Below are 14943 nucleotides of genomic sequence, written 5' to 3'. Positions count from 1 at the left end.
GAAACCGGTGAGGCGACGACGCCCCCCGTCCCCCCCTGTCGAACTCCTCCAGCGAGCGAGAATCTGGCAGAAGGCCGCCTTGGAAGGGGCCACCAAGCGAGTTCCGCAGCGATGCGAGGACTGTCCGAGCGACTGGGCCCTTCCAAGGCGGCCTCTCGAACAGGTCCTCAAAGAGCCCTCCAGGTCGGACTCTCCACGATGCGCACGTTGATGTACACCACATCAGGATGCTGCTCCATGATCTCGAGACATACTCGTTCCTTATCGCGAATATCCTTCGCCGCGCCAAAGACAATCTCGACGCCGTTGTCGAGCACGAGCGTGGTCGACTCGGTCTCGGTTGCTTTTACCGTGGTCACGCGCCCGGCGAGATCGGTCGTCATGCCGTCGACGATGGCCAGCGCGTTGTTAACGTTCGCGTCGCCGCAGTACGAGCCCACCTTCGGCTCGACGCCGTATGGCACATCGGCGATGTGCAGGGCAGAAGCCGCATCCTCGTACACCTTGGGACTCGTGTTCCGGCCCGCTTCGGAATCCTGCGCCGGAATGGGCATGAGCCACATGCCGTCAGAAGCAATGGCCCATGCTTGGGTCGAACTGGCATTTTCGGTAGAAACATCAACCACAGCGGTAATGGTGCGTTCCGTCACGACGATCTCGAGGGTGTCCGGAAACACGCGATTCACCGACACGTCCTGTACCCAGGCATCCATAAGCAGACGCGATCGTATGGCATCCGCATCGACGCGCAGAAGCGTGGTGCCGGCGGGCACGCCTGCTAGCTGCTCCATCTCGCTTGCGGTCAGGTGCTCGACCCCCTGCACCGAGACGCGTTCGATGGAGAAGGCGTCGGAATAGTACAGCGCGATCCCGCCCGCCAGAAGCGCAACCGCGCAGGCCGCAGCGATTCCGATGCGGATGAGGTGGCGGCGGTATGTGCGCTGAGCTCGGACGGCCCTCTCGGCGCGATCGAGATCGCCCACGCGCACCGACGTCAGAGGACGCTGGGCCTGGCCGGCGCGACGGTTCGGCAGTTGGCCGCCGGGCATGGCACGGTAGGCGCCCGCCTGAGGACCCGAACGCGATTGCGGGCGCGCACCGGGAGCCGGACGGGCCGTTCGTCCGCGACCGGAAGCGCCTCGGGTTCGCGCAGGCTGCCTACGAGAACCCGAGGAAGCGGACTTCCGGCTGTAATTCGATGCCATATGCTTCGTACACCTTACGTTTGGCCAAGTCGATCAGATCCATCACGTCGCGCGCCGTGGCGCCTCCCGTGTTCACAATGAAGTTCGCATGCAGCTCGGACACCTGGGCTCCGCCAATCGTGAAGCCTTTGAGGCCCGCCCCTTCGATGAGGGCGCCGGCCGACTCCCCTTCAGGGTTCCTGAACACGCTTCCGCACGAGGGATACGTGAGGGGCTGCGTCTTCTTGCGTCGCGCATGCGATGCCTCCATCTTACCGCGGATGAAGAAGGGGTCGGCAGGTTCTACGGAAAGTTCGCATTCGACGATGATCTCATCGGGCAGAAACGAACTCGTGCGATACCCCCAGACCATCTCCTCGCCTGCACGCCTGACAAGCCCCCGTTCAGCCGAGTACGTAGTCACGGATACCACACGCGAGCCGATCCATTCGTCCCGCGATCCCGCGTTCATGCGCAGCGCGCCGCCGATGGTGCCCGGCGTGCCCACAGCGAACTCGAGTCCGGCGAGGGAGCGATGGAACGCGTCCTGCACTACCGAGGAAAGCGGCACCCCCGCGCCCACGCAGAAGCGATGATCGTCCTCGTCGTAGCGACACACCCGGAAATCCCGTCCAAGCGTCACGACGACGCCCGCAAACCCCTCATCGGCCACGAGCAGATTGCTGCCCCGCCCTACGGCTACCCAGGGGGTCCCCGACGTTTCGCAAACTTCGACGAGGCGCTTGAGCGCGCCAATGGAGCATGCCTGCACGAAAAAACGCGCAGGCCCGCCGATGCGGTACATTGTGTGTCGAGCCATAGGCTCGTTCGGATAGATGTCGGCATCGAAGGACTCGTCAACGAGCAGCGCTTCGAGCGGCGACGCGTGGCGCGCGGTCATGACCGCATCACGCCCCGTCCCCGGAAGCGATGCCTGCGGAACGGGTCAGCACGTCAACAAGCTGAGGGCCGATGGCTGTCACATCGCCCGCGCCCATGGTGACGAGCAGATCGCCATCGGCAAGACTCGCGACAAGATGCGGCACGACATCGATACGCCGCGGCACATAGAAAGCCTCAGGGTGGCCTGGATGGTCGAGTACGACATTCAGGAACGTCTTTCCCGACACGCCAGGAACGGGCGCCTCGCCAGCCGGATAGACGTCCATGAACGTGACGGAGTCGGCCGCGTCGAAAGCAGCGGCAAACTCGTTTTTCAACACCTCTGTGAACAGAGGCGCGCGCGAGTAGCGGTGAGGTTGGAACAGCACGTGCACGCGACGGTAGCCCAACTTCGAGGCGGCCTCGATGGTGGCTGCGATCTCGGTAGGATGATGCGCGTAGTCGTCCACGATCGTGATGCCCCCGACCTCGCCAACGAGGTCGAACCGACGTTTGACGCCCGCGAATTCCGCGAGCGCCTCGGCGGCCTTCGCCGGATCGTAGCCGAGCGCCCACAGAAGCCCGATCACACCTGCCGCGTTCAGCACGTTGTGCCGGCCCGGATTCTGCTTCAGACGGCCGTCCACGGTGGTGCCATCCGGCAGCGCAAGCGAGAACGAGCTCGCGATACCGCACGGCTCGTACGACGCGATGCGCATGTCGCAACTTTCATCGAAGCCGTAGGTGAACAGCTTGCGGTCTGCCGTGCGCGCAATGCGCACGAGCGCCTCGTCCTCGCCGCAGGCCACCACCACGCCGCCGTCTTTCGGCACCGAGCCGATGAACGAGGCGAACTTCTCGTAGATCTCGTCAAGATCGCGGTAGTGATCGAGATGATCTGCCTCTATGTTCGTGACAAGCACGGCACGCGGAGCGAGGTGCATGAACGACTTGTCGCTCTCGTCGGCCTCCACCACGTAATGGGGGCCGGTGCCGGAATGCGCATTCGTGCCGTAGGCGCGCACGATACCGCCGATGAGGAATGTCGGATCCTCTCCCACGCCGTCGAGCGAGCTCGCCAGCATAGAGGACGTCGTCGTCTTGCCGTGCGTTCCTGCCACGGCAAGCGTCTCGAGATCGCGCCCCAGATACGCGAGCATTTGCGCACGATGCCAGACGGAAAGCCCCCGCTCTTTGGCCGCTACCAGCTCGGGGTTGTTATCGAGGATAGCCGTGGACACCACAACGACAGGATCGCCTGCAGGAACGTTGGCTGCGTCATGGCCGATGCGCACCTCGACGCCCACATCGACGAGTTGTCTCGTGTAGCGGCTCTCCCTGATGTCCGACCCGCTCACCCGCATGCCCTGATCGGAAGCCACACGGGCTATGCCGCTCATGCCGACTCCTCCGATGCCGATGAAATGTATCTGCTCGATGCGCCTCGTGTCCATCCTCTGCCCTTCGATCCGATCCGTTCGATCCCGAGAACCGCTATTGTACCTTACCGCCGCCGTGCGCGGGACGCACGCAGTCCGAAGCGTCGGCTCAGGCGCCTGCGGCCTCCATGACCGCATCGGCCAACAGCCCGGCCGCGTCGCGCGTCTTCTGCGCGCGAGCGGCGGTCGACATACGCGCCCGTGCGTCGGCGTCCTCGATCAGCGTGCACAGCAGGCGCGCGAACTCGGAACCTTCGACATCGGCATCGGCAACCATGTACGCCGCGCCTGCCTCAACGCAGGCGCGTGCGTTCGTGGTCTGGTGATCTTCCGCTGCGAAGGGAAACGGTACGAGCAACGCAGGCAGCGCCCGAGCCGAAATCTCGGCGAGCGACGTCGCCCCCGCGCGCGACACGATGGCGTCTGCAGCCGCCATGGCTTCGCCCATGCGGTCGAGATAGCCGAGCAGATGCCAACGTCGCTTTTCTTCGGAAGAGAGGGCCAATGCTTCGGCCGTTGCGTCGAGGTCCTTCGGCCCGGCGACGTGCACCACATGCAGATCCTCGTAAGAGAGCAGCTTGTCCTTGAGCCCCGCCACCGCCTGGTTCAGGTGGCGCGCTCCCAGGCTGCCCCCCGTCACGAGGAGCATGCGCGCGTCCTGCGGAATATCGAACAGCGCGCGCCCTTCCTCGCGCGTCGCCGCAAACACGCTTCCGCGTACGGGATTGCCGGTCACGCGCACGCGGCTTTCGTCCTTGAGCGCCGAGGCCGCGCATTCGTAGGTCAGACATACGGCGGCGGCACGGCGGGCCAAATACTTGTTCGCCATGCCCATGACCGAGTTCTGCTCGTGCACGACCACGGGAATGCCGCGCTGCTCAGCCGCACGAGCCACCGGGATGCAGACGTAGCCCCCGAAGCCCACCACCGCATCGGGGCGGATCTCGTCAAACCAGCGGCGCGCGGCCACGGTGCTTCTCTGTATCTTTGCGAGCGCCTTGGGAAGCGATAGCGGATGTCCCCGATCGAAACCGGCGGCCTCGAAGGGCTCGAACGGAATGCCCGCAGCCGGCACAAGACGCGCCTCGACGCCGGTGGGCGTCCCGGCGAAACGCACGTCGCAGCCTCGCTGCTCGAGCACCTCCGCAAGCGCGAGCGCCGGATTGATATGACCGGCGGTCCCGCCGCCGGAAAGCACGATGAGCATAGGACTACCTCCTGGTCCGCTGAGGCGATTGCCGACGATCTGCACGCCCCTGCGCGCGGCGTGGCGCATCGTCGGGGACCGATCGCACGATGCGCAGATCCTCGCGCCTGCGGTCGTAGATACTGGGAGCGCCGGCCGCACGCGACACGGACAGCACCAGACCCACCATGATGAGGGTCGCGATGAGCGACGAGCCGCCCGACGAGATGAACGGCAGGGGCTTGCCCGTAGTCGGCAACACGCCCATGACGCATCCGATGTTGAGAAACGCCTGGAATACGAGCATGATCGTACAGCTGCCGGCGATCATGGCGCCGAAGTTGTCGGGGGCCGACCGGGCTATGCGCATGCCCGCATAGAGCAACAGCATGAACAGCAGAATGACCGCGAACGCGCCCACAAGTCCCAGCTCCTCGCCGATGATGGCGAAGATGAAGTCCGTCTCGGCTTCGGGCAGCCATAGATATTTTTCCCGCGAGTTCCCGATGCCGACACCGAACAGGCCTCCGTCGGCGAAAGCGTAGAACGAGTGGATGAGCTGCCAGCCATTTCCATAGCCGTTTTCCCCGTCGCCCCAAGGATCGAGAAATAGAAGCCGATCCGATCGATAACCGGTGAATACCGTGGCGAATACCGCAAAGACCGCGCCCACTCCCAGCACGAGGAGGATGATGCGCAGCGGCACTTCGCCAATCCACATGACCGCAAGGATGCCGACAAAGATGATGAGCGTCGTGCCCAGATCTGACTGCGTGCGGTACAAGAATAGGATGGGGATGAGGACGAGCACGGCGGTCTGCACGAAGAGGTCGCGTGTGGAAAGTTCGCCGGCGCGAAAGCGATCGAGAATGCGGGCACCCATGAGGATGAACGCGATTTTCGCGAACTCCGAGGGCTGGAGGCTGATGAAGCCGAGTGAAAGCCAGCGCTGCGCGCCGAGGCCTACGGTACCCATGACGGCCACGAGCACGAGCATACCGACGGCCAGCCCCCACGCCACCCATACAAGCGGGCCGCGCCATACCTCGTAGGGAAAGAACTTCCATACGACAAGCGCGCACACCACACCGATGACGGCGAATTTGATCTGATCAAATAGGTACGAAGCCGGATCGGACCCCTCGGAGAGCGCCTCCACCGTAGAGGCGGAGTACACCATCACAAGCCCGATGAGCAGCAGCGCCAGCACCGTGACGAGCAGCAGCAGGCGCGGTCCGAGGATGTGCGCCGGCACATCCCGCGCTTCGCGAGCGGAGGCCATGGCGCGCTCCTACTCCCCGCGCGCGGCGCGGTCGGCGACGAGCGCTTTGAACACACGGCCGCGCTCCTCGAACGATGAGAACTCGTCGAACGAAGCGCAGGCCGGCGACAGCAGGACAGCATCGCCTGGCTCGGCTGTGTCGAGCGCAACCTGGAAGGCATCCTTCAGATGAGCCGCGCGCAGCACGACAGGGCCTCCTGCCGGCGCTTTCTCGAAGGCCTCGGCGAATCGGCGGCCTGCCGCACCGTAGCAAACAACCGCATGGACACTGTCGCGCGCGGCGGCCACGAGCGGGGCGAGGTCGGTGCCCTTGTCGTCTCCACCAAGAAGCACGACGAGACGCGTTCCGGAAAACGACGAGAGCGCTTTGAGCGTCGCATCGACGTTTGTCGCTTTCGAGTCATTGAAGAAGCGAACGCCGCGCACGTCGCCGCAGGGTTCGATGCGATGCTCGAGCGGTGCGAACGTGCGCAAGCCGCGGGCCACATCGTCCGCATCGACGCCGAGCGCGAGAGCGGCCGTTGCGGCGGCGAGCGCATTGGAAACGTTGTGTTCGCCCCTGATCAGAAGCTCATCAGCTTTGAGCAGCACATGCTCGACGCCGTCGAGCGCGACGCGCAGCACGCCTTCGCCGTCCAAAAACGCCGCATTATCGCTGCCGCATGCTCGGCGCATGTCGCCGCCCAGCCCTTCAGCCGTGCCGAGAGGCACATAGGAGAAGGCACGCGCATCGGCTTCGAGGGCGCGCAGGCGGCGCACCTCGGTCCGCACAACGTCGTTGGTTGCATCGAGCACGGCTACGGCCCCCGGTCGGCTGGACAGGTTCGCGAGCACCTTGCGCTTCGCGTCGCGGTAAGCCTCAAACGACCCATGCCAGTGCAGGTGGTCAGGCGTGATATTGAGCAGCACGGCCACATCCGGCGCGAAGTTCTGCGTGGAGGCAAGCTGGTAAGATGAAGTCTCGACAACGTAGACATCCACATCGCCCGAGGCCACCGCGCCAATGCATGCATCGCCAATGTTGCCCACGGCCCGCGCGCGCAGTCCTGCGGACGACAGCACATGCGCAGCGCAGGCGCAGGCTGTCGTCTTACCGTTCGTACCCGTTACCGCCACCCAACGGCTGCTCGCAGCGCTCTCGCGCCAGGCGAACTCGACCTCGCTCAACACTTCAGCCGACAGGGCCTGCGCCGCCTTGAACAGCGGCGAGAACGGGGGGATGCCGGGACTCGGAATGCACAGGTCGAACCGGCCGCCCGGAACGCGAGCTGCAAGTTCAACGACAGCGGCGTCTTCGAACGCCATTTCCACACCGCAGGCTGCCACGTGGACGGCGTACTCCTCGGACTCCGCCGTCCGTGCGCCGGCGGCAACGCAGAGCGATTCGACGCGCTCGCCCAGCAGAGGCAAGCAGTATTCGACGGCAGCACGTCCGCTTATGCCCAGACCCAGCACGAGCACGCGACCCAGGTTCCTCGCCGCGCCCGTGCGGTCCACGATACGTTCGCACACGGCCATACCCTACGCCACCGCCATGAGGGTCTCGGCAAAGTAGAGCGAGAAGCCGCAGGCAGCCAGCACGCCGGAGACGATCCAGAAGCGTACAACCACCTTCGTTTCGCTCCAGCCCTTCTTCTCGAAATGATGGTGCAACGGAGCCATAAGAAAAATGCGGCGCTTCGTCCGCTTGTACCAAAACACCTGGATCATCACCGACAACGCCTCGGCCACGAACAGCCCGCCGATGACGATGGATACGAATTCGGACTTGGTGAGCACGGCCAAGCATCCCAGCGCCATGCCGAGCGCAAGAGAACCGGTATCGCCCATGAAGATGTCGGCCGGAAAGGAGTTGAACCAGAGAAAACCGATGCACGCGCCGGCAACGGCCGCGGCGAAGATTGCCGGCTCGAGAAGGTTGGAGCGATACGCGATGGCCGCCATCACGATCATCACGATCATCACGGTGCCGGCGGCCAAGCCGTCCAGACCGTCGGTGAGGTTCACGGCGTTGCACAGACCCACAAGCAGGATGTTCATAAACAGCAGATAGAGCCATGGAATGGAAATGCCGTCGCCCACCGGAACGACGGTGGTGAGAATACCAAAGTCGAGCGTGATAACAAAGGGTATCTCCACGGTTGGCGACACCCCGAGCAAATTGACTGCCACCAAGACGAACGCCGTCGCGATGGCGAACTGCCCAACGAGCTTCATTTTGGGCGTAAGGCCCAGCGAACGCTCTTTGACCACCTTCGACGCATCATCTACGAAACCCAGAAGGCCGGTGAGCACCGTTGCAGCCAGCAGCACGAAGGTCTCAGGTGTGGGCAAACCGATGAGCAGCACCGTCGCCACCACCGCAAGCAACATAATCACGCCGCCCATCGTGGGCGTGCCCTGCTTGACGAGGTGGCTCTCGGGCCCGTCGGCACGTACCTGCTGACCGATATGGCTCGACTTGAGGAACTTTATCCACAGCGGCGTCAAAGCCATCGTGACGACGATGGCCGCCACCACAGCGAGGAACACCAGGAATGTCGGATATTGGGAAAAGATCGCGAACATATCAGTTGACCAGCCCTTCGACCACACGTTCGAACCCCATAAAATGAGAGGCCTTCACAAGGACGGCATCCCCGGGCTCGACGCAGGTATCCAAATCGCCGAACACTTCGGAAATCGAACCAGCCCGCACGATGCGGGCAGGATCCATGCCGGCGCGCTCTGCCGCGTCGGCGATGTACATCGCAAGCTCTCCCACGCACACAAGACGATCGAGCGAAAGCGTCGCTGCGAACGTGCCGATACCCGCATGGCAGGCCGGCGCAAAATCGCCGAGCTCGCCCATGTCGCCCAGCACGGCCACATGCCTGCCCGGCACATCGAGCGCACAGAACGTCGAAAGCGACGCACGCATGGAGTCTGGGTTCGCGTTGTAGGCATCGTTCACGACGGTGAACCCGCCGCGCGCTGCGATAACCTCCTGGCGGCCCGCTTCGGGCTCGGCTTCTGCAAGCGCCTCGGCGCAACGCGCAAGCGGGATGCCTGCAGCACGTCCTATGGCAGCTGCGGCGCAGGCGTTGCCCACGTTGTGCAGACCCCTCAGGTTGAGCGTGCAGGAGACGGCCTCCTCCTCCTCGGGCGCGAAGCCGGCGGCATGCACCTCGAAACGCGGACGGCCCTGCTCGTCAAGCTCGATGCGCTCGGCCCATACGGCGGGAGGAGCGGATTCTTCTGCGCCGGCGCCTGCATGGCGCGAAGCGGCACGCTCGGAGCCGTCGAACAGCACGGTCTCGACTTGGCGGGCATCGAGGCGCGCATGCACGCGCATGAAGTCCGCGAAGTCGTCATCGGCGTTCACGAACGCCCGGCCCGACCCCTCGGGCAGCGCGCACAGCAGCTCCGCTTTGGCGCACGCGATGTTCTCGCGGCTGCCGAGAAGTTCGATGTGGCTCTCGCCCACGTTCACTACGAGGCCCCAGTCGGGACGCACGTAGTCGCAGAGGTCGGCGATCTGGCCCGCACCGCGCATGCCCATCTCGACGACGACCATCTCGGTCTCGGGCTCGGCGGACAGTAGCGTCTTAGGCACGCCCAATTCGTTATTTTGGTTTCCCGCTGTGGCCACGACCGAATAGGCGCTGGCCAGCACTGCACGAACAAGGTTTTTTGTGGTGGTCTTGCCGGTGGAGCCGGTGAGCGCGATCACGCGCCCATGCAGGTGAGCGCGCCATTCGCGCGCGAGGTCGGACACGGCATGCGCCGTGTCGGGCACCTCAATCACGGCGGCTCCCATCTCGCGCGCAAGCAAGCGCGCGGCCTCGTCGAGCGGCTGCATGACAAGCGCTACGATGGCGCCGGCGCGCAGGGACGCGCCCACGAAATCATGCCCATCCACGCGCTCGCCGGGCAAAGCCACGTACACGTCGCCAGGTTTCACATCACGTGAATCCCAGGTGAGCCCCGTCGCGAGCGAGCGGGAATCGAGCGGATCCACGATGAACGAGCCACCCGTGCACGCCGCGATCTGCTTCGCGTTCAATCTCATTTCGTCTAGTCTCCGCTCACTGGCTCGTCGACCTGATCGCCGAAAGCGCGCTCAAGCTCCTCGGCAGCCACCACGCGGTCGTCGAACGAGAGCGTCTTCTCGCCCACCAGCTGGTAGTCTTCGTGCCCCTTGCCGGCAACAAGAATGGAATCGCCCGGCTCGGCCATCGAGATGGCTCGGGCGATGGCGGCACGGCGGTCGGGTTGCACGTCGAAGCGACCCGCTCCTGCCGCCATGCCGCTTACGATGTCGGCAATGATGGCGTTCGGATCCTCGGTACGCGGGTTGTCGCTGGTCACCACGGCATGGTTGGCCGCGAGCGCCGCTCTGCCCATGATGGGGCGCTTGCTCGCATCGCGGTCGCCTCCGCAGCCAAACACGCAGATGGTGCGTCCAGACGTGAGCGCCACGATGGATGAGAGTGCCTTTTCGAGCGCATCGGGAGTGTGCGCATAGTCCACGAACACGGAGACGCCGCCGTCGTGCGATGCTTTCACGCGCTCAAGCCGACCGGGGATCTGCGGGGCCTCCTCGAGCGCCTCCACGATCACGTCGGCCGAGAAGCCCAGCTGCAGCCCGATACCGAACGCGCACATAACGTTCTCCACGTTGAACCTACCCACCAACGGGTAGTCGAACGAGTAACGGCTCCCGCGCACATCGAGCGTGACGGAAGTGTGCGTGGGCTCGTAGGACACGTCCACGGGATGAATCTGCGCCGAGGAATCGAAGCCGGTGGTCACGATGCTGTCCTCAGCAACCGAGCACCGGCGCAGAAGTTCGTTTCCCCACTTGTCATCAATACAGATGACACGTCTGGCCGGGTAGCCTTTCGAAAACAACCGGGCCTTCGCCTCGAAGTACGCCTCGAACGTATGATGATAGTCCAGATGATCCTGCGTGAGATTGGAGAACGCCGTCACGGCGAACGTCGTGCCCCACGTGCGCTCTAAATCGAGGGCATGCGAGCTCACCTCCATGGCCACCACATCGCAGCGCTCGTCGCGCATGCGCGCGAGCAGCTTCTGCAAATCAGGCGACTCGGGGGTGGTGTGCGCCGTCTTCTCCTGCGCATTGCCGATGCGTACGCCCACGGTTCCGATGACGCCCGTGCGCTTGCCGGCCACGCGCGCCATGTGCTCCACAAGATAGGTGGTGGTGGTCTTGCCGTTCGTGCCCGTGATGCCCACGAGCGCGAAGTCCTTGGAAGGATGCTCGTAGAAGTTTGCCGCTGCAAGCGCCATGGCCTTGCGGGTGTCGGACACCACGACCTCGGTCACATCCGTGGCGTCGGCTAGATACACCTTGCGTTCCACAACGAGCACCTTCGCTCCGCGGTCAATGGCGTCCTGAGCGAACGAATGGCCGTCGGTCGTCATGCCGACGATGCAGAAGAACGCGTCGCCGGGCCGCACCCGGTCGCTGCGATAGGCGATGCCGCTCACTTCGTCGTCGGGATTGCCGAGAACGGTGCAGTCCAGCCCCGCGAACAGCTCGGTACAGGTCTTGCCCATGGCGCTTCCTCACTCAGACGTTATCTTGAACCGGTCGATAGCAGTAGCCATTATATCCTTAAAAATCGGCGTGACCACACGACTGCCGGGAACCTCGTTTGCACCCACAAAACAAACCAATTGACTCGACGAGCCGGCTAAGAATCCGGTGAAGGCCAGGTTGTAGACCCCTTTTCGATAGCCGCCATTCTCTTCGTCGTAAATCTCGGCGGTGGACGTCTTGCCGGCGACATTGTAGCCTTCAATGGCTGCCGCCGTTCCCGTGCCATCAGTCACCACGGTCTTGAGCATGTCCACCATGGTGGGGATGGCTTGCTTGTTGCCGATAACGTCCTCGGAACCATACTGCGCCGTCTCGCCCGACTGCGGCTTCGACACGAGGAAATGCGGGGTACACTCAACGCCGTCGTTGACAAGGGCGCCGTAGAAGCGCGTCATCTGCAACGGAGTTACCGATATACCCTGGCCGAAGCTGACGTTGTAAGCGCCGACGGTGCTCAGGCTTTCAAAGGGCACCATGTACCCCAAGACATCGGTCCCCTCTTCGCCCTCGGCGGGATAGTCGACGCCGGTCTTCTCGTGCAGATTGTATTTGAGTATATAGTCGTAGAGTTCTCGGAAGCCCATGTTCTCGGTGGCAAGCGAGATGCCCACGTTCGACGACTGATCGAGAATCTGGCGCAGAGTGAACGTTGCGTCGCCGCGCTCATGAGCGTCGGAGATGGTGTAGCCGTCAGCCTCGATGACCGCCGGGCAAAACAACGTATCATCAGGACCCATCGTTCCGGTTTCCAAGATGGCCATGGCCGAAACCGATTTGAAGATGGAACCTGGCTCGAACAGGTCGGTTACCGCCTTGAGTTCAGTGGCGCCCTCTTCCACGGTCGAACGGTCGGCAGGATTGAACAGCGGCAACGACGCCGCGGCGTATATCTCGCCCGTGCCGCCGTCCATCACCACCGAGGTGCCGCTGCTGCCTTCGAGTTCTTGAACGCCCGTCGCGAGGCGTTCCTCGACGTATTGCTGCAGTTCCAGATCGATGGAAATAATGATGTCCTGTCCGTCGACGGCCGCGCGCTCTTCATGCACACCGCCCGGGATGGGTGTTCCGTCACGTCCGCGCTCGGCTTCATAGTAACCCGGCTCCCCTGCGAGGATGTCATCGTAATAGCGTTCCAAGCCGGAGATGCCGTAATAGTACTCGCGGTTGTTCTCGGCGTCGACCGCTGTGCTGCAGGCGCCGATGATCTGGCCTGCCACCTGGCCGTTCGGGTACTCACGACGCATATCTTCGACAACATAGACTCCATCGAGAGAAAGGGCCTTCACCCGATCGCCCACGTCAACATCCAGCTTGCGCTTCACGGCGGCGAAATTGGTCTTGTCTGCGGTAAGTGCGGGCAGATAGTCTTTCGCCTCGCCTCCCAGCACGGATGCAAGGGATGAAGCGGTCGCGTTCGGATCCTTCACTTCGGAGGGGTTGGCATAGACGCTCGAAGCCTCCACACTCACGGCGAGGATGGTGCCGTTGCGATCATAGATGGTGCCCCGCCGCGGTTCGATGGGCAGCTGGACCGTACGCGCCTTCTCGGCCATGGACGAGAAGGAAGGGGCTGCGATAACCTGCAAATACACGAGCCTCCCCAAGAACAGCAGGGCCACGATAGCGAACAGCGCGATCGGTATAAGCATACGGTTGGAGGTGGGGGCAAACTCCGTTTGAGTGGGCCGAGGCCGACGTGCGGAAGATCCTCGGCCCACGCGCGTCGAACGCGCGGTGGAACGCGAGCTTCCATGGCCGCGCCGAGAACTGCGCGAACCCTGCGGGGCATGAGACCGGTCGGACACGGCGCTACTCTCCGGCGGAGACAGCGAGGGCCACGCTCTTCGAAAGCGACAGGTTGCCCGCGCCGTCGTAAGCAACCACATCGGCGCCCAGTTCGATCGTGGCGATCGTTTCTGGAGCCGCCATGCCCAGCCCTGCAGCTTGCTGCTTCAAATACGTCGGGTTCGTAAGCAGGCTTTGAGACACCTCGAGGGAGGATCCGCTCGAACGAGCCTGATCGATCTGGCTCGACAGCTCCTGCGCCTGCACCGACGTCGCTACGGTAGCCGACGAGAGGGCGATGCGCGCAAAAGCCACCAGCGAGACGACGATGAGCACCGCAGCCACTGCCTTCGCCAAAAAAACAACACTCGAAGGGAGAGCCGGGGACTGCGTGCGCGGACCTTGACCCGGCACAACGCTGATACGCGTGCGCGGGGCACGTTCGGGAGCGCGCTCAGGATAGTACGTATAAGCAGGTGCTGCGCCCATGCCCAACCCCCTTTCTTCGTTTAGCGTGTGTGTGGCGGGTCGTGCGCGTTCAATCGGTTCGTTCTATTCGCTGCGAGCACCGAGCCGCCTTTGGAGACGGCGTCGTGCCGCGGATGCACTCAGCGCTTTTGCGCGACACGGAGCTTGGCGCTGCGCGCACGGGGGTTGCGCTCCACCTCGTCTGCACGTGGCAGAATCGGTTTCCTGGTGACGATATCGAGTATCGGCTGCTTCCCGCACGCGCAGACCGGCAGGTCGGGCGGGCAGGTGCACCGGTTCGCGAACGAGGCGAACATCTCCTTGACGATGCGATCCTCGAGCGAGTGGTAGCTGATGACCGCGATCCTGCCGCCAGGGTTGAGCCAGCGGACAGCGGCATCGAGGCCGCTCCGAAGCACGTCGAGCTCGCCGTTCACCTCGATGCGCAGCGCCTGGAACGTGCGCTTCGCCGGATGCCCCCCGGCTCTGCGAGCCGAGGCAGGGATGGCGGCTTTGATGATGGCAACGAGCTGCTCGCTTGTCTCAATGGGGGCGGTTTGCCGTGCGCGCACTGCGAACTCCGCAATACGGCTTGCCCATTTCTCGTCCGAGTAGGTACGGATGATCCGAGTGAGATCTGCTGCGGTATAGGTATTGATGATCTCTGCTGCGGTGAGGGTTTGTTTCCCCGGATCCATCCGCATATCAAGAGGGCCGTTCTCCTTGAAGGAGAAGCCGCGAGACGGCGTGTCTATCTGCACCGAAGATACGCCGAGGTCGAAGAGGAACGCATCGACGCCGGGTACTTCCGTGCTCAGGAGCGCTTCGTCCATATCCCCGAAGTTGCCGCGCACGAGTTCGAGGCGCGGGCGCATCCCATCGGGCAACGTCCCGAGTTTGCGGAGGGCGGCGGCAAGCGCCACCTCGTCCTGATCGATGCCGATGAGCGTACCCGCGCTCCCGATGAGCTTGGCCGCTTCGAAGGAATGCCCTGCACCGCCGAGTGTTGCATCCACGAATGTGTACTGTGGTTGGAGCTTCATGTATTCGAGGCACTCGGCGAGCAGAACCGGTGTATGCCGATATTCGCTTGTCATTTCGCTCACGCC

At 63.6% G+C, this 14943-nt stretch carries 12 protein-coding genes; all 12 read right to left on the bottom strand.

The features are described from left to right. Positions 1-167: 167 nt before the first annotated feature. On the bottom strand, positions 168-1205 hold the full coding sequence (locus ABGT83_RS04605) for a cell division protein FtsQ/DivIB (protein ID WP_346686173.1): 1038 nt from the start codon (positions 1203-1205) through the stop codon (positions 168-170). Continuing rightward, entirely contained in the window at positions 1159-2085 is a 927-nt protein-coding gene (gene murB, locus ABGT83_RS04600; RefSeq protein WP_103265346.1) for a UDP-N-acetylmuramate dehydrogenase, read from the bottom strand. Before murB ends, ABGT83_RS04605 begins: the two co-directional genes overlap by 47 nt. A gap of 7 nt (positions 2086-2092) precedes the next feature. Further along, positions 2093-3520, bottom strand: coding sequence for a UDP-N-acetylmuramate--L-alanine ligase (gene murC / locus ABGT83_RS04595; protein ID WP_103265347.1), 1428 nt, complete (start codon positions 3518-3520; stop codon positions 2093-2095). A 94-nt stretch (positions 3521-3614) separates the two neighbouring features. Beyond that, positions 3615-4712, bottom strand: coding sequence for an undecaprenyldiphospho-muramoylpentapeptide beta-N-acetylglucosaminyltransferase (gene murG / locus ABGT83_RS04590; protein ID WP_103265348.1), 1098 nt, complete (start codon positions 4710-4712; stop codon positions 3615-3617). A gap of 4 nt (positions 4713-4716) precedes the next feature. Continuing rightward, positions 4717-5973 carry a putative lipid II flippase FtsW gene (gene ftsW / locus ABGT83_RS04585; protein ID WP_103265349.1) on the bottom strand — a complete coding sequence of 419 codons (1257 nt, stop codon included), beginning with the start codon at positions 5971-5973 and terminating at the stop codon, positions 4717-4719. Positions 5974-5982: 9 nt separating this feature from the next. After that, complete coding sequence (murD, locus tag ABGT83_RS04580; protein ID WP_346686171.1) at positions 5983-7491, bottom strand: UDP-N-acetylmuramoyl-L-alanine--D-glutamate ligase; 1509 nt, start codon at positions 7489-7491, stop codon at positions 5983-5985. 3 nt (positions 7492-7494) lie between these two features. After that, positions 7495-8541, bottom strand: coding sequence for a phospho-N-acetylmuramoyl-pentapeptide-transferase (mraY, locus tag ABGT83_RS04575; protein WP_103265351.1), 1047 nt, complete (start codon positions 8539-8541; stop codon positions 7495-7497). A gap of 1 nt (position 8542) precedes the next feature. Continuing rightward, positions 8543-10024: a UDP-N-acetylmuramoyl-tripeptide--D-alanyl-D-alanine ligase gene (locus ABGT83_RS04570; RefSeq protein ID WP_346686170.1), complete on the bottom strand. Its 1482-nt coding sequence runs from the start codon at positions 10022-10024 to the stop codon at positions 8543-8545. 5 nt (positions 10025-10029) lie between these two features. Continuing rightward, on the bottom strand, positions 10030-11538 hold the full coding sequence (locus ABGT83_RS04565; RefSeq protein ID WP_346686169.1) for a UDP-N-acetylmuramoyl-L-alanyl-D-glutamate--2,6-diaminopimelate ligase: 1509 nt from the start codon (positions 11536-11538) through the stop codon (positions 10030-10032). Between the two features lie 9 nt (positions 11539-11547). Next, complete coding sequence (locus tag ABGT83_RS04560; RefSeq protein WP_239926544.1) at positions 11548-13230, bottom strand: peptidoglycan D,D-transpeptidase FtsI family protein; 1683 nt, start codon at positions 13228-13230, stop codon at positions 11548-11550. A 160-nt stretch (positions 13231-13390) separates the two neighbouring features. Continuing rightward, positions 13391-13855: a cell division protein FtsL gene (locus ABGT83_RS04555; protein ID WP_103265355.1), complete on the bottom strand. Its 465-nt coding sequence runs from the start codon at positions 13853-13855 to the stop codon at positions 13391-13393. Between the two features lie 119 nt (positions 13856-13974). Continuing rightward, entirely contained in the window at positions 13975-14931 is a 957-nt protein-coding gene (gene rsmH / locus ABGT83_RS04550; protein ID WP_103265356.1) for a 16S rRNA (cytosine(1402)-N(4))-methyltransferase RsmH, read from the bottom strand. Between the last annotated feature and the right edge of the window lie 12 nt (positions 14932-14943).

It is taken from the genome of Enteroscipio rubneri, assembly GCF_963929405.1.
Classification (GTDB): domain Bacteria; phylum Actinomycetota; class Coriobacteriia; order Coriobacteriales; family Eggerthellaceae; genus Enteroscipio; species Enteroscipio rubneri.
This window is presented reverse-complemented; position numbering and strand designations above follow the sequence as displayed.